The sequence below is a fragment of the Actinoplanes sichuanensis genome (assembly GCF_033097365.1).
GTDB classification, from domain to species: Bacteria; Actinomycetota; Actinomycetes; order Mycobacteriales; family Micromonosporaceae; genus Actinoplanes; species Actinoplanes sichuanensis.
Genome location: NZ_AP028461.1, coordinates 9,459,475 through 9,480,040, shown reverse-complemented (window position 1 = coordinate 9,480,040; position 20,566 = coordinate 9,459,475). Strand labels below are relative to the sequence as shown.

Genomic DNA, 20,566 nt, shown 5'->3' with positions numbered 1-20,566 from the left:
TCAGGTTATCTCCCGGAACAGGCGCTAGCGTGACAGGCATGTCCGTTCCGAACGATCCGGCGCAGGCGCTTCAGGCGTACGCGCACCCTGACAAACTGGTCACCACCGAGTGGCTCGCCGCCAATCTGGACACCCCCGGCCTGGTCGTCGTCGAGTCGGACGAAGACGTGTTGCTCTACGACACCGGCCACATCCCCGGGGCCGTCAAGGTCGACTGGCACCTGGAGCTGAACGACCAGGTCACCCGGGACTACCTCGACCCGGCGACGTTCGCCGAACTGTGTGCCGCCAAAGGCATCGGCCGGGACGACACGATCGTCTTCTACGGCGACAACTTCAACTGGTGGGCGGCGTACGCGCTGTGGGTCTTCAGTCTCTTCGGCCACCGCGACGTGCGGCTGCTCGACGGCGGCCGGCAGAAGTGGGCGGCTGAGGGGCGCACCCTGACCAGGGACAAGACGGTCCGCCCGGCAGCCGACTACCCGGCTCCGGTCCGCAACGACGCCGAGATCCGCGCCTTTCGCGACCAGGTGATGGGCCACATCTCCAGCGGACGGCCGCTGGTCGACGTGCGCTCCCCGCAGGAGTACACGGGTGAGCTGACCCACATGGAGGCTTATCCACAGGAAGGCGCGCTGCGCGGTGGGCACATCCCGGGCGCGGTGAGCAAACCGTGGAAGTCGGCGGCCAACGACGACGGCTCGTTCAAACCCCATGACGAGCTGATCAAGATCTACCGGGACGAGCTGGGCCTGGAGTCGGCGGACGACATCATCGCCTACTGCCGGATCGGCGAGCGGTCCAGCCACACCTGGTTCGTGCTGCGCTACCTGCTCGGTTATCCACAGGTCCGCAACTACGACGGCTCCTGGACGGAATGGGGCAATCTGGTTCGTGCGCCGATCGCGAAGGGGTCGGAGCCCGGCGGGCTCAGCTGACCTTCATCCCACTACGGCGCCGCCTTCCACAGGCGGCGCCGTTTTTCGTGAACCGAATCCGGGGCCGTCGGCGATAGTCCAGATGTGCGACGGAGAAGACAGCGACCGATACCCCCGGTCAGCGAGCAGAGCAGCGATGCCGAGCTGCTGCGGGCCGTCGCCGCCGGGCAGACGGCGGCGCTGCGGCTGCTGCACCACAGGCATGCCGGCTGGCTTCGCGCCCGGCTGCGCCGGCGATGCGCCGACCCCGATGTGGTCGACGCCGCGATTCAGGACACGTTCGTCGCGGTCTGGAAAGACGCCCAGCGGTACGAGGAGACGTCCGCCGATCCTGCGGCCTGGCTCTGGACCATCGCCGTCCGGCGCCTCCTCTCGACGTTGCGCGGGCCGGCCCATCGCTGGTTGAGCGGCCCCGCCGACGAGCTGCCCGATGTCGCCACCGTGCCGTCCGCCGAGGAGCTGGTGCTGCTCGGCGTCGAGCACGGCGCCCTGGGCCCGGCCCTCGACCGGCTCTCCCCCGAGCTTCGCCGCCTGATCGAGGCGACGGCGCTCGACGGGCTCTCCGTCCGCGAGGCGGCGAAACTGCTCGGCATCCCCGAGGGCACCGCGAAAACCCGCCTCATGCGCGCCCGGACCAGGCTGAGGGAGCTGCTCACATGACCACCGACTGGCACCTCGACCCAGGCCTGATCGAGCAGTATGAGACCGGCGCACTCCAGCCCAGCCGGCTCATGGCGGTGGAGGCGCACCTGCTGGCCTGCGCCGATTGTCGAGCCCGGATCCCGGTCGACGACACCTGGCTGGCCGACAGCTGGTCGGCCGTCTACGACGACATCCACGCGCCCCGGCTCGGCCCGCTCCAGCGGATCCTGACCCGGGCCGGGCTCCCCGAGCACCGGCTGCGTCTGCTCACCGCCACACCCGCCCTGCGCTGGTCATGGCTGCTGGCCACGGGAGCCGTGCTGATGCTCGCGGTCGCCGCGGCCCGGCTCGGGGCCGACGGCAGCCTGCTGGCCGGTCAGGCGTTCCTGGTGCTGGCCCCGATCCTCCCGGTGGTCGCGGTCTCCGGGGCCTACGGTCCACCGGCCGACCCGATGCACGAGATCACCGGCACCACCCCGGCCGCCGGCCCGGCCCTGGTGCTGTGGCGTGCCGTCTCGGTGATCGGGGTCGCCGTCCTGATGGCGACCGCCGCGGCGATCCTGCTGCCCGGTCCGGGGTGGTATTCGGTGGCCTGGCTGCTACCCGCCCTGCTGCTCTGCACCGGGACGCTGGCGCTGGCCACCGTCCTGTCGCTGCCGGTCGCCGCTGGTGTCCTCGGTGGGCTCTGGCTCACCGGAGTGCTGGTCGCCACCGGTGCGGGCGACGACCGTGCGCTGGCGTCGATGTTCGGTCCCACCGCCCAGTTCGCCTACCTGCTGTCCGCGGCGCTGGCCGCCGCAGTCCTCATCCAGCGGCGACGCCGCTTCGACCTCGGGGAGAGCCGATGACCGTCGTTGCTGTTCAAGGCCTGGCCAAGCACTACGGTGCGACCACGGCACTCGGCTCCGTCGACCTGGAGATCACGGTCGGCGTGACCGGCCTGCTCGGGCCGAACGGCGCCGGCAAGAGCACCCTGCTGCGCTGCCTGGCCACGGCGTTGGCCCCGGATTCCGGGACGATCCGGGTCGGCGGGCTCGATCCGTCGGTGGCGGCGCAGCGGACCGAGGTGCGGCGACGGATCGGCTACCTGCCACAGAACCCCGGCCTCTATCCGAACTTCACAGCGTATGACCTGCTCGACTACGTCGCGGTGCTGAAGGAGATCACCGACAGCCGGCAGCGCCGGGCCGAGGTCCGCCGTGTGCTGGACGAGGTCGAGCTCACCGATCGGGCCAAGACGAAGGTCCGCAAACTGTCCGGCGGCATGCGCCAGCGGCTCGGCCTCGCCCAGGCACTGCTCGGTGATCCGGAGCTGGTGATCCTCGACGAACCGACGGTCGGTCTCGACCCCGAGCAGCGGATGCTGTTCCGGGCACTGATCTCCCGACTCGGCGAGCGGAGGACGGTGCTGCTCTCCACCCACCAGACCGAAGACGTCGGCGCCCTGTGCGAGCGGGTCGTGGTGATGAGTGGCGGCCGGGTGGTCTTCGAGGGCAGTCCGCGTGAGCTGGCCGGGGTGGCCGAGGGGCAGGTGTGGCTGTCCGAGCAACCACCGGTGGGCAATGCGGCGTATTGGCGCAACGCGGACGGCCTTTATCGGACGATCGGGCGGCAACCGGATGGCGCCGAGTCGGCCAGGCCGTCCATCGAGGACGGATACCTGCTGCTCCTGGGCAACGCGGTCGCGGCCGGGGCGACCCGATGACCGTCACGATGGAGCGTCCCGCCCACACGGCACCGAGCCCCCGCGTGGCGACGGTTGCGCTGGCCCGGGCCGAGGCGAGACGGCTGTGGCACAGCCCGTTCTACTGGGGTGGCGCACTCCTGTCGACGGCACTCGGTGTCGCCTGGGCCTGGACGAGGATGCCCACCTGGGCCACCTTCGCGGAGAACTCCGGGATGAGCTCCCTGGTGCTGGCCATGGGGCTGCTGCTGGCCACGCATCTGGCCACCGGCCGGGATCAGCGGGCCGATGCTGAGGAGAGCACCCGGACCATGCCGTCCGGTCCGGCCCGTCGAGGCCTCGCGATGCTGGTGTCGGTGCCGATCGCCGTGCTCACCGGCGCGACGGTCCACGTGGGGTCGCTGCTTCTGCTGCTGCCGGCCTGGCCGGTCGGTGAGTTCGATCCTTGGGCGTCGGCCGTGGTCCTGGTGATTCCGCCCATTGGGGCGGTCATCGGCGTCCTGGTGGGCCGAGTTCTTCCGAGCCCGGCAGCCGGTCCGCTCACCGGTGTCGCGCTGTCCACGCTCCTGATCGCCCTGCTGGCGCTGCCCGACTACCCACAGAACTACGCCTCGGCGCTCTGGCCGGTTCCAGAGCCGGCGTGGGAGATCGGGGCTCCCCGGCCGGTCGGGTGGCACCTGCTCTACCTGGTCGGTGTGCTGATCGCGGTGATCACGGCGGTCACGTGGCGAGCCTGGCCGAAGGCGTCGGTGGTGGTGCTGGTCGCCGCCTTGGCCGGTGCCGGTGTGTCGGTGGAGCGCCAGACCGCGGAGAGTCCGGCGATCATCAGCATGGATCTGGTCAACGAGTACACCGGGCCCGCGGTGCTCTCCTGCCGGACATATCAGCAGGTCGACTACTGCTCGTTGCCGCACTTCGAGGGCTGGATCAAGAACTGGCGGGAGGCGGTGGAGCCGGTCGCGGCACATCTGCCGGCCGCCGTCCAGCGGCCGACGGTGCGGCAGATCGGCAGTTCCTACGACCTCAAGCCGATCACACCGGGTGTTCCCGAGGTGATCACCACCGAGTCATGGGGCCGGATCGGTGGCTGGGCGACCGACTCACGGATGCGGCTGGCCGCCGACTATGTGGGGGCCTCGGTCGGGCTGAACACCGCCATGCATCCGGATCCCTATTGCGATGCCGCCGGGCAGCACCGCACGGTCGCCGGGTTGTGGCTGCTCGCGCAGGGTATGCCGGACGGTGGCGCACGGGTGCGCAGCGGTGAGCTCCGGATGCCCCGGGTGCGATATGGCCAGGCCGAGCTGGACGCGGCCGTGGACCTGCTGGATCGGCCGTATGCCGAGGTCGCCGACCATCTGGCGCGGCATTGGGCGGAACTGCTCGACCCGTCGTCGAGAGCGCTCGCCGGGCTGGGCGTGACCCTCACCCCGCCGACGGCTCCGGCGGCCGAATCCCAGGGCGAGCCACGTGCCGAAGGCGGCGTCTGCCGATGACGATCAGGCTGCTGATCCCGCATCTGGTGCGGGCGGTGCCGTGGTGGCCCCTCGGCGCGGCGATTCTGCTCGCGGTGCTGGTCCAGGTGTCGGCCCTGACTGAGGAGCCGCTGGACTGGGCGGTGCTGGCCGGATTGTGGGTGGCTGCCGGGGCACTCGGGGCGGGAGCGGGCTTCGCGCTTCCCGATCCGATGGGGTCCACGGTGATCACGCCGGTGCCCCGATGGGTCCGGCAGTGGCTCCGAGCCGTGTTGGTGCTGTTGCCAGCGGTGCTCGTGTGGGTGCTGATCTACGTCGGGGTCCGGGCGGCCGTCGAGCCGGAGATCACCTGGCCCGCCGGGCTGGTGATCCTTCAGGCGGCTGTGTGCGGTTTGGTGCCGATGGCGGCCGCAGCGGTCGGGGCGCGCTACCGGGATACGACGACGGGTGCCCTCGCCGGGCCGGCCGTGCAGGGGGTGTTGCTGGTCGGCAGCCTGTTCTTCACCGACAAGGCCTCGCCGTGGTCGATGCCCGGCCCGGACGGTTGGACCGTGGCCCACCAGGTCTGGCCGATCGGCCTGGCCCTGGTGCTGGTCACGCTTCTGCTGGCCAACCGCGAATCAACCAGCCCGGCCACAGCCTGATAGCTGGAGCCGACCGCGATGGCGCGCTCGGATGGACCGGGCCGACGGGGCCGTCGCGGTCGGCGCGCCCCGAGAACGGTCTCGCGCTCCGAGGACGGTCGCGCGTCCAGAGGACGGCGTCGCGCCCCGAGAACGGCGTCGTGCCTCGAGAACGGCGTCGTGCCCCGAGAACGGCGTCGCGCCCTGAGGACGGCTCGCACGGAAGCGGACGACGAGTGGAAGCGGGGCTCACCGAGGGATATCGGTCGGATTTTGTCGGTGGTAACCGGTACCGTGCCGCGCGTGAGCAACACGTTCCAGGTCGACCTACGGGGCATTGTCGATCTGCTCAGCCACCATCTGTACGCGAGCCCCCGCGTCTACGTCCGTGAGCTGCTACAGAACGCCGTCGACGCGATCACCGCGATCGGCCCTGAGCACTCCGGCGTGATCTCCGTCGTCTCGTCCGACAGCACCGGCGACGGCACGTTACGGATCGACGACAACGGCATCGGCCTGACCGAAGCGCAGGTCCACGAGTTGCTCGCGACCATCGGGCGCAGCTCGAAACGTGACGAGCTGGGGTTCGCCCGGCACGAGTTCCTCGGCCAGTTCGGCATCGGCCTGCTCTCCTGCTTCCTGGTGGCTGACGAGATCCGGGTGCACACCCGCCGCGAGGGCGCAGCCCCGGTGCTCTGGACCGGTTTCTCCGACGGGCGTTACGCGGTTCGTCCCGGCGACGAGCGCGAGCCGGGCACCACGGTCACCCTGCTGCCCCGGCGGGGTGCCGAGCACTACCTGACCGGCGAGACGGTGACCGACCTGGCACGGACCTACGGCTCGTTGCTGCCGGTCACGGTGTCGGTGGACGGCCGTAAGGTCACCACCGGCGCGGTGCCGTGGGAGCTTCCCCCAGAATCCCGGCTGAGCTACGCCGAGCGGACTCTCGGGTTCCGCCCGTTCGACGTCATCGAGCTGAACGTGCCCGCAGCCGGCCTGACCGGCGCCGCGTTCGTGCTGCCCACCCCGGTCAATCCGGCGAGCCGTGGCGGCCACCGCGTGTATCTGAAGCGGATGCTGCTGTCCGAAAGCGTCGAAGGCCTGCTGCCCGAGTGGGCGTTCTTCGCCCGCTGCGTCGTGGACAGCACCGAGCTGCGCCCGACCGCGAGCCGGGAGGCCCTCTACGACGACGGCATGCTGGCCGAGACCAGGGAGGCGATCGCCGACCAACTGCGCGGGTGGCTGGTCCGGCTGTCGGCGACCGACCCGCGCCGGCTCGGCGAGTTCCTCAGCATCCACCACCTGAGTGTGAAGGCGCTGGCCCTGCACGACGACGAGATGCTGCGCCTGGTCGAGCAGTGGTACCCGATGCAGACCAACATGGGCGAGGTCACCCTGGCCGAGTTCCGGTCCCGGCACGGTGTGCTGCGTTACGCGGCGACCGCCGACGAGTTCCGGCAGCTCGCGGGTGTGGCGGCGGCGCAGGACCTGGGCCTGATCAACGGCGGTTACGTCTACGACGCCGAGCTGATCCAGCGATTGGCGGCGCTCGACCCGGAGGTGCGGGCGGAACGGCTGGATCCGACCGACCTGACCACCCGGTTCACCACTGTGGACGCTGAGGTCGAGCTGCAGATGCGGTCGTTCCTGGCGGCCGCGCAGCGTCGACTGGACCGGCTCGGGTGCGAGGTCGTGGTGCGCGCCTTCGACCCGGTGGCGACGCCGGCGCTCTACCTGGTCAGCCGGGCCGCGGCGTTCCACGACGAGTTCACGGCGAGCCGCGATCAGGCCGACGACCTGTGGGGCGGGGTGCTGGACGCACTGTCCCGGACGGTTCCCACCGACCGGCCGCAGCTGGTCCTCAACCACCGAAATCCGCTGGTCCGGCGGGTGGCGGCGCTCGGTGACGCCGAGTTGTCCGGTCTCGCGGTGGAGTCGTTGTACGGCCAGGCACTGCTCCTCGGCCACCACCCGATCCGCCCGTCCGACGCGGCCCTGCTGACGACGTCGTTCCTGGGCCTGCTGGACAGGGCAGTCCCCGGTGAGGAGACCCGATGAAGACCGCTCAGGAGCTCTGGGATCTGCTCGGCGAGGCGCAGCAGCTGCCCTACGGTTCGGCCCAGATCGCACTGGTCGATCAGGTGCTCCGACACGTGGACACCACTGATGACGCGTCGCTGAAGTTCTCGGCGCGGTTGTTCGCGACCACCGCCTACATCTACGGCGGCGAGCCGGTGCGGGCGTTCCCGACCTTCTCGTGGTGTGTGTCCGATTTCGACCGTAACCCGAGTCCGTACCACGAGCGCTGGATGCACAACCTGCTCTGGCTGTTCAAGAACATGGTCCACTCGATGACCAGGTTCCCGGAGCTGCCGCTGGAGCGGACCTATGCGGTGCTCGACGACATGGAGCGGCGCTACCGGGAGAGCGGTCACGGCCTGCAGCCGGTGTTCAAGCATCGCTACCTGGTGGCCCAGCATGTCGGCCTGATCCCGGAGGCCGAGGAGTGGTTCCGCAAGTGGCAGGCCGCACCCCGTAATCAGCTGTCGGACTGTGCCGGTTGTGACCCGACGAGCCTGGTGAACCATCTGACCGGGGAGGGCCGTTTCGAGGAGGCGGTGGAGCTGGCCACCCCGGTGCTGGCCGGTGACCTGTCCTGCACCGAGCAACCGCAGAGCATTCTGAGCGAGCTGATGGTGGTCTATCTCAAGACCGGCCGGCTGGATGAGGCCGCCGATGCGCACCGCCGCTCCTACCTGGTCGAGCGCAACAATCTGGCCGATCTGTGGGGTATCGGTGACCACATCGAGTTCTGCGCCCGGACCGGCAACGAGCATCGTGGCCTGGAGATTCTGCAGCGCCACATCGACTGGCTGGACCGGGCGCCGTCACCGGCCGCGGCGATGAACTTCGCGGCGAGCGCGGTCCTGCTGCTACGCCGGATCACCGCGATCGGGCACGGCGACTCCCCGATCCGGCGGGCCGGTCGGCCCGACACGACCGCCGCTGAGCTGGCTGTCGAGCTGGAGACGTTCGTGACCGAGTTGGCAGCCCGGTTCGACGCGCGTAACGGCACCGGGCACCAGAGTGAGGTGGTCCGGCGGACGATGTCGGCCGAGCCGTATGGCGTCGTCGTGGCGTTGTCTCCGACGGCACGACCGGCGGCAGTCCCGGCGAGCCGGCCGCCGGCGGCCCCGGAGCCGGAGAAGGTGCAGGTCAGTGACACCGCTACCGCGGACGAGCTGATCGACCTGGCGGAGAGCTACTACCGGGACGATCGGCGTGACGCGCTGCGGGCGGTTCTGGCGGCGTACGACGGCCGGTTCGAGGACCCGGAGGATCCGGCGCAGGCCGGACGCCTGTGGACACTGCGCGGGTACGTGCTTCCGGACGAGGCGGTCGAGGAGACGGCAGCGGCCTGGGAGCGGGCGGCCGATCTGTTCACCACGGCCGGTGACACCGCGCGGGCGAGTGCGGTACGTGCCCGGCTGGCGTTGTTCCGGACTCGCGAGGGCGAGCCGACCGCTGAGTCGGTGTCGGCGATCGAGGCCGACGTGGCGGTGCAGGAGGAGCACGGTGATACCGGGAGCCGGGCCAGTGCGCTGATTCGGTTGGCACATGTCTACCGGCTGCTGGATCGTTCCGGCGACGCGAACGAAGCCGGCGACCGCGCCGACCGGCTCGCGGCGGAGACGGGGGAGCCGCGGCGTCTGGCCTATCACGCGATGGTCCGGGCGCAGAACCGGGGCATGGCGGGCCGGGGTGAGGAAGCGGTCGAGGCGGCCCGGGCGGCGTGGGTGTTCTACCGCGAGCACGGTCCGGCCTCGGAGGCCGCTGCAGCCGCCATGGTGCTGGGCCAGCTCACTGAGGATCCGGAGGAGGCGGTTGCCGCGTTGGGCGTACCGCTGGACTTCGGTTTGGAGGCCGCGCAGTTGCCGGCCCGGGTGAATCGGGGTCGGGCGTTGAGGCGGCTGGAACGTCCGGCGGAGGCGGTCGTCGACTTCGTCGAGGCGGTCGCCCTCTGTGCGGAGGCGGGCCAAGTCGAGGCCGGCCTGTTCGCCCGGCAGGAGCTGGCGCAGGCCTACCACCAGGCGGATCGCCCGGTGGAGGCGGCCGAGGTGGCCGAGGAGGCGTTGCTCGGTTTCGAGCGGTTGGGCTTCGAGGAGCCGGCCGCGGACACTCGTTTCCTGCTGGCGGCGGTCTACCGCGAGTTGCGGGACAACGATCGGGCGCTGGCGATCTATCGCGATCTGATCGAGAACCTGGAGGGCAATCCAGCGGGCCGGGGACAGGTCGGCGAGCAGGCCGGTCAGCTGCTCTACGACATCGACCGGGACAGTGAGGCGGCGTTGACCTTCCGCGCCGCGGCCGAGTCGCTGCGTGAGGCGGGTGACCTGGTCGGCGAGCTGCGGGTGCTGCGTCGCCGGTTGATGGCGCTCAACTACGCCGACGAGGTGTCCGAGGCGGAGGAGGTCATCGAGCTGGCCACCGGACGGTACGCCGAACTGCCGGCGGAGCTGGCCGCAGAACCGGGTGTGATCTGGGGCCGGTCGGTCTTCGCCTTCGAGGTCGGCAATCTGCTGATGCGTCGCGGCCGCTATGCGGAAGCCCTGCCACACCTGTACGGTGCGCCGGAACGCCTTCGTGAGATCGGCGCGATCGACGACGCCGACCGGGTGGAGGGCATGCTTGCCGAGGCGCTGTTGCGGTCGGGTTCGCCGAAGGAGGCGGAGCGGATTCTGGGCGCTCTGCTGAAGCGGATGCGGCCGGACGCGCCGACCAGGGAACTGGCGAGTGAGCTTTACGACGAGGCCACAAATCGGCTGAACGACCGTTAAGCATGGCCTTGACGACGGGTTACAGTTGCGAGGTGACGACGGTAGATCAGCGGCACCGGACCACCCCGCCGGCGCCGAGGCGGCGGTCACGCCGCGACGAGATTCTGGAAATCGCCGTGGGGCTGTTCGCGTCCCGCGGCTATCACGGTGTGTCGATGGACGACATCGGCTCGGCCGCCGGCGTCACCGGTCCAGCGCTCTATCACCACTTCGCCGGCAAGGAGGCGATGCTGGTCGCGGCGCTGATCCCGGTCAGCGAGGGCCTGCTGGCGGGTGGCCAGGAGCGGGTCGCCCGCCATCCGGAGGACGCGAAGGCGGCGCTGGCCGACCTGATCGACTTCCACGTCGACTTCGCGCTGGCCAACCCGGCGGTGATCGCGTTGCACCTGCACGAGCTGGACCGGCTGCCGGAGGATCCACGCCGGCAGATCCGACGACTTCAGCGGCTCTACGTCGAGGAGTGGGTGGCGGTGCTGTCCCGGGTGCGGCCCGAGCTGCCCGCCCCGGAGGCCCGGGTGCTCGCCCACGCCGCGTTCGGTTTGATGAACTCGACGCCTTTCCTGGGTGGTGAGGTCGACCGGGTGCGCCGCGCCGCCCTGTTGCGAGATGCCACCATCCACGCCCTGATCGGCCAGTAAGCCCCAAAATCCCGCCATAACTGAACAATGGGGTACGAGCCCACAAGGCAGTCCGGCCCCACGGAGAGAGCGCTCATGATCGAGTCCCTGCTCATCGCCAACCGCGGCGAGATCGCCCGGCGGATCATCCGTACCGCCAAACGTCTCGGCGTCCGCACCATCGCCGTCCACTCCGATGTGGATGTCGACCTGCCGTTCGTCCTGGAAGCGGACGAGGCGGTCTGCATCGGCCCGGCAAATCCGGCCCAGAGCTACCGCAACACCGAGGCGATTCTCGCCGCCGCCAAGTCGACGGGTGCCCAAGCAGTGCACCCCGGTTATGGCTTCCTGAGTGAAAATGCCGACTTCGCCCGTACCGTCGAAGCAAATGGCCTGGTGTGGGTCGGACCCGCCGCCGATGCGATCACCGCGATGGGCGACAAGATCAATGCTCGGAATCTGATGGCCGCCGCCGGCGTGCCGGTCGCGCCCGGATCGCCGGATCCGGCCGGCAGCGTCGAGGCCGCCCGGCAGGCGGCCGAGGCGATCGGCTTCCCGGTGATGGTGAAGGCCGCGGCGGGTGGCGGCGGGATGGGTATGGCCGTCGCCGAGACCGACGAGCAGCTGATCAAGGAGTACGAGAAGGTCCGCACGTTCGCCGAGCGGATGTTCGGCAGCGGTGACGTGCTGATCGAGCGCTACTTTCCTCGGGTGCGGCACGTGGAGGTGCAGATCCTCGGTCTGGCCGACGGCCGGGTGATCGCCCTTTCCGAGCGGGAGTGTTCGGTGCAGCGCCGTAATCAGAAGCTGGTCGAGGAGGCCCCGTCTCCGGCGGTGAGTCCCGAGCTGCGTGAGCGGATGAAGGCTGCGGCTGTCAAAGCCGGCGAAGCGGTCAACTATCGCAATGCGGGCACAGTGGAGTGTCTGCTCGACCCGGCGACGGGCGAGTTCTTCTTCCTGGAGATGAATACGCGCCTCCAGGTCGAGCACCCGATCACCGAGCTGATCCACGGCATCGACCTGGTCGAGATGCAGCTGCGGATCGCGTCGGGCGAAGCGGTCACCCTGGACGGCGGGCAGACCGGCCACGCGATCGAGCTTCGCGTCAACGCCGAAGACCCGAAACGCTTCTTCCCCGGCCCCGGCAAGATCACCACGTGGGTCGAGCCGGAGGGCGACGGGACCCGCGTCGACTCCGGCTACACCGGCGGTAACACGGTCAGCCAGAACTATGACTCGCTGATGGCAAAGCTGATCGTTTTCGGTAGCGACCGGGACGACGCGATCACCAAGGCGCGGGCCGCGGTGGCCGGCTTCGAGATCGCCGGACCCAAGAACAACCTGCCTTTCTTCGCCGAGCTGTTGGAGAACCCCGAGTTCCTCTCCGGCGACTACGACACCGGCATCGTCGGGAGGATGCGATGACGACCACGGTCTCGATCCGTGAGGTCGGCCCCCGCGACGGTCTGCAGAACGAGGATCCGGTTCCGGCCGAGGCGAAGATTCAGCTGCTGGATGCACTGAGCCGGACCGGTGTGGGCCGGATCGAGGCGGTGTCGTTCGTCCATCCGAAGGCGATCCCGCAGATGGCCGACGCCGACGAGGTCTGGGCGAAGGCCTGGCGGAACCCGGACGTCCGCTACTCGGCGTTGATCCCGAACACCCGTGGTGCGCAGCGTGCGCTGGCCGCCGGTTTCCGGGAGATCGAGGTGGTGGTGTCGGCCAGCGACACCCACAACCGGCGCAATCTGAATCGGTCAACGGCCGAGTCACTCGACGACATCACCCAGCTGATCCCGCTGGTGCACGAGGCGGGCGCGACGCTCGAGGTGATCGTCGCGACCAGCTTCGGCTGTCCCTTCGAGGGCGACATCGGCCCGGACCGGGTGGCCGGCATCGTGGCCCGAGTCCGCGCCGACGGCGCGGACCGCATCGCCTTCGGCGACACCACGGGCATGGGCACCCCGCAGCGGGTCCGTGATCTTCTCACCGCGGTGCGGCCCGACCTGCTCCACTTCCACAACACCAGGGGTACGGGACTCGCGAACATCCTGACCGCCCTGGACCTGGGGGTGACCGAGTTCGACGCGAGCGTGGGCGGGCTCGGTGGCTGCCCGTACGCTCCGGGTGCCTCCGGCAACGTGGCCACCGAGGAGGTCGTCCACATGCTGCACGACATGGGCATCGACACCGGAATCGACCTGGACGCTCTGCTCGACGCGGCCGCCCTCGCAGAACGCCTGGTCGGCCGCCCGTTGCCGTCAGGTGTTCTGCGGGCCGGCCCGCGAACCCGTCTGGTGTGATTCCGCGCGCGATTTTCTATAGCCATTTTCCCGATTTGCCGGCGTGACTTCCGGCTCTACCTCGTCGTTACCAATACCGAGTGACCAATACCCGCTGGAACGGTCACCTATTGACGACGAGGGGCAGAGCATGACGGACTGGCAGGCTGAGCGCGTCGAGCGCACGGCTCGCCGGTCCGCAGCGAATCCCCACGGCGGCTCCCCGCTCATGCCGTCCCACAGCCAGGGGGCGGAGCGGCGGCCGGAGCGCCGCGCCGGACGCACCGGATCACGGTGGCGCCTGCGTGTACCCGTTGTCGGTGGGTCGACCGCGACCTTTGCCGGGTGTGAACGCACGGTCGACGGGCTCCTCGAAGCGGCCGTCCAGCCGCCGGGGTCCGTCGCGGATCCAGTGATCGCCTCCGAGCGGATGAACCTCGAGCCGGTGGCGTAGTTCCCCCCTTCGCCGGGCCACGCGATTCCTGAACCGTTTGCGTACAGGCGGCGAATCGTACGAGCGCCCGAGCTCTGATCGCAGTTCATCACCGCCCCGGGCATCACTGTGCCCAAAAGCAGAGCAGTCAACTGAATACGCAAAACCAATGCTGACCATTTGTGAAAGGCTTCCCTTTTCTGATGAAGAAGACTTGGGTTCGTAAGGCTCTAAGTGTCGGCGTCCTGGCCGCGGGTGCCCTGCTGCTCGCGCCGACCGCCATGGCGCAGGCCGCCGAGGTCAACCAGACCCACCGGACGGAGAGCGTCACCGAGTCCGGCATCCTCGGCGGATTCGGTGGACTCTTCGGCAGCGTCAGCCGGATCAGCCTCGGCAGCTTCAACAGCTTCAGCACCCTCGACGGCGCCTCGTTCGCGATGCCGACCAGCTCCTGCGGCAACTCGTTCGCCCTGCTCGGTGCGGCCAGCTCCTACGGCACGTGTGGTGGTGGCGGCTTCGGGTACTCCGGCCAGGCCGTGCAGGCGGTCCAGGCCGTGCAGGCGGTCGAGGTTCCGGTCCAGCAGTTCGTGCGGGCCGACAACTTCTCGAGCTGCTCGGCCTACGTGGCCGCCAGCTCGTGTGGTGGCGGGGTCGCCGACTACGGGGTCGTCGACAGCGTCGACTACGGCTACGACCAGGTCGACTACGCGGGCTACGACGCCGCCCAGTACGTCGCGCCGGTCGACCCGTGCGGCAGCTCGCTCGGCGCGTTCGGATACGCCGGCGCCTACGGTTCCTGTGGCGGCGGTGCTGACATCGTCTACACCCAGGCGGTGCAGTACGTCGAGCCGGTCGTTCCGGTCTACACCGCCCCGTCCTACATCCTCGGTGGCAGTGACTGCGTCTGCCCCACCGGCAACGTGGCCTACGGCTACCCGGCCGACGTCCGTGGCCAGGGTTACGGCCACCGGATCCCCAAGCGGCACAAGAACATCCAGGGCGACGTCCGCGGAGCCCAGGGTTACAACGACAAGGGCGACGTCCGTGGCGCCCAGGGCTACAACGACACGCAGGACGTCGTCGACGCCGAGGAGCCGGTGGCCGACGCGGACGTCGACACTGCCGGCTACGACAACGGCGGCCGTACTTCCAAGACCGTCGAGCGGTTCTCCTCGATCGGCTTCCCCGGTGACCTGGACGGCCTGGGCGACCTGGACGGTCTCGACGGCCTGGGCGACCTCGGTGGCCTGAACGACCTGGGTGGCCTGGGCGCCTTCGACCTGTTCGGCCTGCGCTGAGTCAGCGCGGCGATAGGCCGGGTCGCGCCGGTCCCGGGCGTGACCCGCATCGGCTCCGCTCGGGGCCGATGACCGCCGGCGCCACTCCACAGCGCCGGTAGCAGTGAAGACGAACGGGAGCCCCCGAGCCACGGGGGCTCCCGTTCGGCATTGCCCGCCGTCCACTGGGTGAGATAACCTAACGCTCGTTAAGTCGACATCGTCGGCTACGGATGCGGAGGCAGGCATGGACGGGGAGGCGCTGGCCGGAGCGCGCAAGCGGGTGCTGGCGGGCGGTGCGGAGCGCTATCACGCCGCCAACGCCGACAAGGGCAAACTCTTCGCCCGGGAGCGGATCTCGCTGCTGGTCGACGAGGGGTCCTTCGTCGAGGACGGACTCTTCGCCAACAGTCTGGCCGACGGACTGCCCGCGGATGGTGTGATCACCGGAGCGGCTCGGATCGACGGCCGCGACGTGTGCGTGATGGCGAACGATTCGACGGTCAAGGCGGGCTCCTGGGGCGCCCGTACCGTCGAGAAGATCATCCGGATCATCGAGCGCGCCTACCAGACCGGCGTCCCGATGGTCTACCTGGTCGATTCGGCCGGCGCGCGGATCACCGACCAGGTCGATCTGTTCCCGGGCCGTCGTGGCGCCGGCAAGATCTTCCACACCCAGGTCAAGGCGTCCGGCTCGATACCGCAGGTCTGTGCGCTGTTCGGGCCGTCGGCCGCCGGTGGGGCGTACATTCCGGCCTTCTGCGACGTCGTCGCCATGGTCGAGGGCAACGCCAGTATGTATCTGGGGTCCGACCGGATGGTCGAGATGGTCACCGGTGAGAAGACCACGCTCGAGGCGATGGGTGGCGCGCGGGTGCATTGCACCGAGTCCGGCGTCGGCCACTTCCTCTGCAAGACCGAGCGCGAGGCGCTCGACGTGGTTCGGACATACCTGTCCTACCTCCCGTCCAACTGGACCGGCAAGCCTCCGGCGGCCACCGCCGCAAACCCCGCCAAAGTCGACCTCGCCGGTCTGGTCCCGGTTTCCGAGCGTCAGGCCTTCGACATGCGGAGGTACGTGAAAGGCCTGGTCGACGAGAACTCGTATTTCGAGATCTGGGCGCTCTGGGCCCGTGAACTGACCGTGGGGTTCGCCCGCCTCGACGGCGAGGTGGTCGGCGTGATCGGCAACAACTCGATGTTCAAGGGCGGTGTGCTGTTCGTCGACTCGGCCGACAAGGCGAGCCGTTTCGTGCAGCTCTGTGACGCCTTCAACGTCCCACTGCTGTTCCTCACCGACGTGCCGGGGTTCATGGTCGGCACCGCGGTGGAGAAACAGGGCATCATCCGGCACGGCGCCAAAATGATCACCGCGATCTCCGAGGCCACGGTGCCGAAGATCTGTGTGGTGGTCCGCAAGGCGTACGGTGCCGGTCTCTACGCGATGGCCGGTCCCGGTTTCGACCCGGACGCGACGATCGCCCTGCCCACCGCCAAGATCGCGGTGATGGGCGCCGAGGCGGCGGTGAACGCCGTTTATGCCAAGAAGATCGCGGCGATCGAGGACCCGGAGGAACGGGCCACATTCGTCGCCGAGCGCCGCGCCGAGTATGAGCGCGACATCGACATCATGCGCCTGGCCAGCGAGCTCGTGGTGGACGCCGTGGTGGAGCCGGGCGACCTGCGGGCCGAGTTGGTGCGACGGTTCTCCGCCGCGCAGGGCCGGGACCGCTCGTTCTCACGGCGCCGGCACGGCGTCAATCCTGTGTAGAGAGAGGCTGAGATGGTCGACTTCCGGCTCGACAAGGAGTACGAGGAGTTGCGCGACAGCGTGCGTCAGTTCGCACGTGAGCAGGTCGCACCGGTCATCGCCGACCACTACGAGAAGAAGACCTTCCCGTACGAGGTCATTCGCCAGATGGGGAGCATGGGCCTGTTCGGCCTGCCGTTCCCCGAGGAGCACGGCGGGATGGGCGGTGACTACTTCGCGCTCTGCCTGGCTCTGGAGGAACTGGCCAGGGTGGACAGTTCGGTCGCCATCACTCTGGAGGCGGCGGTTTCGCTCGGTGCCATGCCGATCTACCGTTTCGGCACCGATGAGCAGCGCAAACAGTGGCTGCCCAGGCTGACCAGCGGGGAGGCGTTGGCGGCGTTCGGGCTGACCGAGCCGGGCGCCGGTTCGGACGCGTCCGGCACGCTGACCCGGGCTGTGCTCGACGAGAGCACCGGCGAATGGGTGATCAACGGGACGAAGGCGTTCATCACGAACTCCGGTACCGACATCACCTGCCTGGTCAACGTCATGGCGGTGACCGGGACGAACCCGGACGGCAGCAAGGAACTTTCGACGATCATCGTGCCCTCGGGAACACCCGGTTTCACGGTCGCCCCGGGGTATTCGAAGGTCGGCTGGTGCGCGTCGGACACCCACGAGTTGTCCTTCGACGACGTCCGGGTGCCGGCGGCCAACCTGCTCGGCGAGCGCGGCCGGGGGTACGCCCAGTTCCTGCGGATCCTCGACGAGGGTCGGATCGCGATCGCGGCGCTGTCGGTGGGCCTGGCCCAGGGCTGCGTCGACGAGTCGGTGACCTACGCCAAGAACCGGACCGCTTTCGGTCACGCGATCAGCGACTACCAGGCGGTGAAGTTCCTCATCGCGGACATGGATCTGCGCGCCCACACGGCCCGGCTCGGCTATTACGACGCGGCGGCCCGGATGCTGGCCGGCGACGACTTCAAGCGGTACGCGGCGATCGCCAAGTTGAACGCCAGCAACGCGGCCATGGAGAACAGCCGGTGGGCCACCCAGGTGCACGGTGGGTACGGCTTCATGAACGAGTCCGCGGTCGGCCGTTTTTACCGGGACGCGAAGATCCTCGAGGTGGGCGAGGGCACGTCCGAGGTGCAGCGCATGCTCATCGCCCGAGGCCTCGGGCTGTAGGCGATTTTCAAGCGGGCAGTGCGGTCTCCGCGCTGCCCGCTGTCGCGCACGGGTTCACCGCGTCGCGGATCGTGCGCAGCGAGTCGAGTAGCTCTGTGAGCTTCGCCTCCGGAAGCAAACCGACATACCACCTCTGGACGAGCTCGAGGTGCCCCGGCAGGACGTCGGCGAGACGCTGCATGCCGACATCGGTGATCACCGCGTAGGAGCTGCGCCGGTCACTCGGGCAGGCCTCCCGCCGGACCAGTCCGGTGCGTTCCATCCGATCGACGACTCGGGTGACTCCGCTGGTGGAGAGCGTGGTCTGACCGGCCAGATCGGTCATCCGCAGGTGGTTGCCGGGGGACCGGGCGAGCCGCATCAGCACCTCGAACTCCACCTGGGAGAGGCGGTGCTCCTCGAACTGCGCGGCAAGCCGGTTCATCAATCCGGTGTACGCCTCGGCGAGCAGTCCGACTGCGGTGAGGCGTGGATCGTCCAGGTCCTTGTTCACGATGCGAACTCTACCAGGCACTTGACAGGAGGAATATTGCTGAGCATATAGTTGCTCCGTCAGACAAGCATCCCCACGAGCTTCGAGAGAAGGCAGTGTCATGACCGTCAGCACCCGTGAGTTCGAAGGCCTGCAGATCCCCGCCGCCGGCACCTACGACCTGGACGCGGCGCACAAGCGGGTCGGGTTCGTGGTCAAGCACCTCATGGTCAGCAAGGTTCGCGGCCAGTTCGCCGAGGCCACCGCCACCATCGTGGTCGGCGAGAACCCGCTCGACTCCTCGGTCACCGCCTCGATCAAGACGGCGAGCGTCGAGACCGGCCAGGTCGACCGGGACAACCACCTGCGCACCGGTGACTTCTTCGAGGTCGAGAAGTACCCGACCATGGAGTTCCGCAGCACGGGCGTGAAGTCGCACGCCGGTGCCGAGTTCGTGCTCGACGGCGAGCTCACCATCAAGGACGTCACCCGGCCGGTCGAGCTGGTCGTCGAGTTCGAGGGCGCCACCACCAGCCCGTACGGTCAGCATGTCTTCGGTTTCAGCGCGCACACCGAGATCGACCGTGACGACTGGGGCCTGTCCTGGAACGTCGCCCTGGAGACCGGTGGCTTCATGGTCAGCAAGAAGGTCAAGATCGAGATCGAGGGCGAGGCCGTCCTGCAGCAGCCGGCCGCCTGACACTCCACATTCGATGAGCGCCGCCCGGGGTCCGGGCGGCGCTTTTCGAATCTCTGGCGGTCCATCGCGCAAGATGGCAGGCTAACCGAACGCATGCGTTCGTTCACAGAGCGGTGATCGACGTCCGGTTCATCCTCAGCCGTCCCCGGGAGGGATCATGGGCAAGGATCTGGTGACCGCCGTCTTCTCGCCGCATGACCGGGTCGCCTTCCGTCGGAAGGTGCGCCGCTGCCTGGACGTGCTCACCGGCATGCTGGACACCGTGCCGTTCCAGGCCGGAGCGCCGACCGCCGGTCTGGAGATCGAGATCAACCTGGTCGACGCGGACGCCGCCCCGGCCATGCGCAATGCCGAGATCCTCGCCGACCTGGGCGACCCGCGGTTCCAGCCCGAACTGGGCCGCTTCAACCTGGAGCTCAACGTTCCGCCCCGCGGATTGTCCGGGGATGGGTTGGCCGACTTCGAACAGGACATTCTGGACGCTTTGCGAGGTGCCGCGGAATGCGCCGGCAAGGGTGAGTGCCGTCTCGTGCTGGTCGGAATGCTGCCCACGCTCACCCAGGATCATGTGGTCCTGGCGAACCTGTCCGACAACGAGCGCTTCCGGGCCCTGGACGCCGAGATCGCCGGCGCTCGGGGTGACGAATTCCACATCGACATCCGCGGTGTCGAGCGACTCGTCACCAGCAGCGACACCATCGCGCCCGAAGCGTCCTGCACCAGCGCGCAGTTTCACATCCAGGTCGCGCCGGACGACTTCGCGCGCCATTGGAACGCCTCGCAGGCGATCGCCGGAGTGCAGCTCGCGCTCGGCGCCAACTCGCCGTTCCTCTACGGGCGGCAGCTCTGGGCGGAGACCCGGATCCCGTTCTTCGAGCAGGCCACCGACGCCCGGCCGGACGAGTTCAGCGCGCAGGGCGTACGGCCGCGGGTCTGGTTCGGTGATCGCTGGATCGATTCGATCCTCGACCTCTACGAGGAGAATCTCCGATATTTTCCACCCCTGCTTCCGGAGCTCAACGCTGAGGATCCGGTCGCGGTCCGCGATTCCGGAAAAATCCCGCAGCTGTACGAGCTACGCCTGCACAACGGCACGGTCTACCGCTGGAATCGTCCGGTTTATGACGTGTCCGCGGAACGACCCCACCTGCGAGTGGAGAACCGGGTGCTGCCGTCCGGCCCGACCGCTGCCGACGTGGTCGCGAACGCGGCGCTCTACTTCGGACTGGTGCGCAAGCTCGCCTCGGACGACCCGCCGATCTGGTCCAGTCTCGGTTTCGCCGCCGCCGAGGCGAACTTCCGGGCCGGCGCCCGCGACGGCATCTCGGCCTGCCTGACCTGGCCCGGTGTCGGCGAGGTGCCGGTCACCACGCTGGTCCGCGAGGTTCTGCTGCCGCAGGCGCACGCGGGCCTGGATCTGCTCGGCGTATGCCCGACCCAGCGCGACCGGTTGCTCGGCATCATCGAGGGCCGCTGCCGCACCGGCCGTAACGGCGCAAGTTGGCAGGCCGCAGCCGTCCGCGCCGCCGAGGATCGTGGCTTGACCCGGGCGGCCGCCCTGCGCGAGATGACCCAGCGCTACCTGGACCACCAGCGCACCAACGACCCGGTCCACATGTGGCCCCTCTGAATCCGTTGAGATTC

17 protein-coding genes are annotated in these 20,566 nt (G+C 69.1%); 16 read left to right on the top strand and 1 reads right to left on the bottom strand.

Annotated features, from left to right (window positions below; all coding sequences use genetic code 11):
- The first annotated feature begins 38 nt into the window (after positions 1-38).
- From Q0Z83_RS43610 to Q0Z83_RS43545, 14 genes are all read left to right on the top strand, one after another.
- Entirely contained in the window at positions 39-938 is a 900-nt protein-coding gene (locus tag Q0Z83_RS43610) for a sulfurtransferase (RefSeq protein ID WP_317789344.1), read from the top strand.
- An 84-nt stretch (positions 939-1,022) separates the two neighbouring features.
- Positions 1,023-1,598: an RNA polymerase sigma factor gene (locus tag Q0Z83_RS43605; RefSeq protein ID WP_317789342.1), complete on the top strand. Its 576-nt coding sequence runs from the start codon at positions 1,023-1,025 to the stop codon at positions 1,596-1,598.
- Entirely contained in the window at positions 1,595-2,428 is an 834-nt protein-coding gene (locus Q0Z83_RS43600; protein ID WP_317789341.1) for a zf-HC2 domain-containing protein, read from the top strand. Before Q0Z83_RS43605 ends, Q0Z83_RS43600 begins: the two co-directional genes overlap by 4 nt.
- Entirely contained in the window at positions 2,425-3,285 is an 861-nt protein-coding gene (locus tag Q0Z83_RS43595; RefSeq protein WP_317789340.1) for an ABC transporter ATP-binding protein, read from the top strand. Before Q0Z83_RS43600 ends, Q0Z83_RS43595 begins: the two co-directional genes overlap by 4 nt.
- 44 nt (positions 3,286-3,329) lie before the next feature.
- Positions 3,330-4,760, top strand: coding sequence for a hypothetical protein (locus tag Q0Z83_RS43590; protein ID WP_317789339.1), 1,431 nt, complete (start codon positions 3,330-3,332; stop codon positions 4,758-4,760).
- Complete coding sequence (locus Q0Z83_RS43585) at positions 4,757-5,383, top strand: hypothetical protein (protein WP_317789338.1); 627 nt, start codon at positions 4,757-4,759, stop codon at positions 5,381-5,383. Before Q0Z83_RS43590 ends, Q0Z83_RS43585 begins: the two co-directional genes overlap by 4 nt.
- A gap of 282 nt (positions 5,384-5,665) precedes the next feature.
- Positions 5,666-7,420, top strand: coding sequence for an HSP90 family protein (locus Q0Z83_RS43580; protein ID WP_317789336.1), 1,755 nt, complete (start codon positions 5,666-5,668; stop codon positions 7,418-7,420).
- On the top strand, positions 7,417-10,200 hold the full coding sequence (locus tag Q0Z83_RS43575) for a tetratricopeptide repeat protein (RefSeq protein ID WP_317789335.1): 2,784 nt from the start codon (positions 7,417-7,419) through the stop codon (positions 10,198-10,200). Before Q0Z83_RS43580 ends, Q0Z83_RS43575 begins: the two co-directional genes overlap by 4 nt.
- A 32-nt stretch (positions 10,201-10,232) precedes the next feature.
- Complete coding sequence (locus Q0Z83_RS43570; RefSeq protein ID WP_317789334.1) at positions 10,233-10,838, top strand: TetR/AcrR family transcriptional regulator; 606 nt, start codon at positions 10,233-10,235, stop codon at positions 10,836-10,838.
- Between the two features lie 75 nt (positions 10,839-10,913).
- The gene (locus Q0Z83_RS43565; RefSeq protein ID WP_317789333.1) at positions 10,914-12,242 is read left to right on the top strand and encodes an acetyl-CoA carboxylase biotin carboxylase subunit; all 1,329 of its coding nucleotides are present in this window, start codon (positions 10,914-10,916) and stop codon (positions 12,240-12,242) included.
- Entirely contained in the window at positions 12,239-13,120 is an 882-nt protein-coding gene (locus Q0Z83_RS43560) for a hydroxymethylglutaryl-CoA lyase (protein WP_317789332.1), read from the top strand. The genes Q0Z83_RS43565 and Q0Z83_RS43560 overlap by 4 nt, the downstream gene beginning before the upstream one ends.
- 693 nt (positions 13,121-13,813) lie before the next feature.
- Positions 13,814-14,830, top strand: a complete 1,017-nt coding sequence (locus Q0Z83_RS43555) for a hypothetical protein (protein WP_317789331.1) — start codon at positions 13,814-13,816, stop codon at positions 14,828-14,830.
- A gap of 226 nt (positions 14,831-15,056) precedes the next feature.
- Entirely contained in the window at positions 15,057-16,580 is a 1,524-nt protein-coding gene (locus tag Q0Z83_RS43550; RefSeq protein WP_317789330.1) for an acyl-CoA carboxylase subunit beta, read from the top strand.
- Between the two features lie 12 nt (positions 16,581-16,592).
- Positions 16,593-17,750 carry an acyl-CoA dehydrogenase family protein gene (locus Q0Z83_RS43545; RefSeq protein WP_317789328.1) on the top strand — a complete coding sequence of 386 codons (1,158 nt, stop codon included), beginning with the start codon at positions 16,593-16,595 and terminating at the stop codon, positions 17,748-17,750.
- A gap of 7 nt (positions 17,751-17,757) precedes the next feature.
- Here the strand turns inward: Q0Z83_RS43545 and Q0Z83_RS43540 are convergent, their stop codons facing one another.
- On the bottom strand, positions 17,758-18,243 hold the full coding sequence (locus Q0Z83_RS43540; RefSeq protein ID WP_317789327.1) for a MarR family winged helix-turn-helix transcriptional regulator: 486 nt from the start codon (positions 18,241-18,243) through the stop codon (positions 17,758-17,760).
- Between the two features lie 100 nt (positions 18,244-18,343).
- Between Q0Z83_RS43540 and Q0Z83_RS43535 the strand changes: the two genes are divergently transcribed.
- Both Q0Z83_RS43535 and Q0Z83_RS43530 read left to right on the top strand, forming a co-directional pair.
- A complete protein-coding gene (locus tag Q0Z83_RS43535) occupies positions 18,344-18,922 on the top strand; it encodes a YceI family protein (RefSeq protein WP_317789326.1) in 579 nt (192 codons plus the stop codon).
- 157 nt (positions 18,923-19,079) lie between these two features.
- Positions 19,080-20,552: a glutamate-cysteine ligase family protein gene (locus Q0Z83_RS43530; RefSeq protein ID WP_317789325.1), complete on the top strand. Its 1,473-nt coding sequence runs from the start codon at positions 19,080-19,082 to the stop codon at positions 20,550-20,552.
- Positions 20,553-20,566 lie beyond the last annotated feature (14 nt).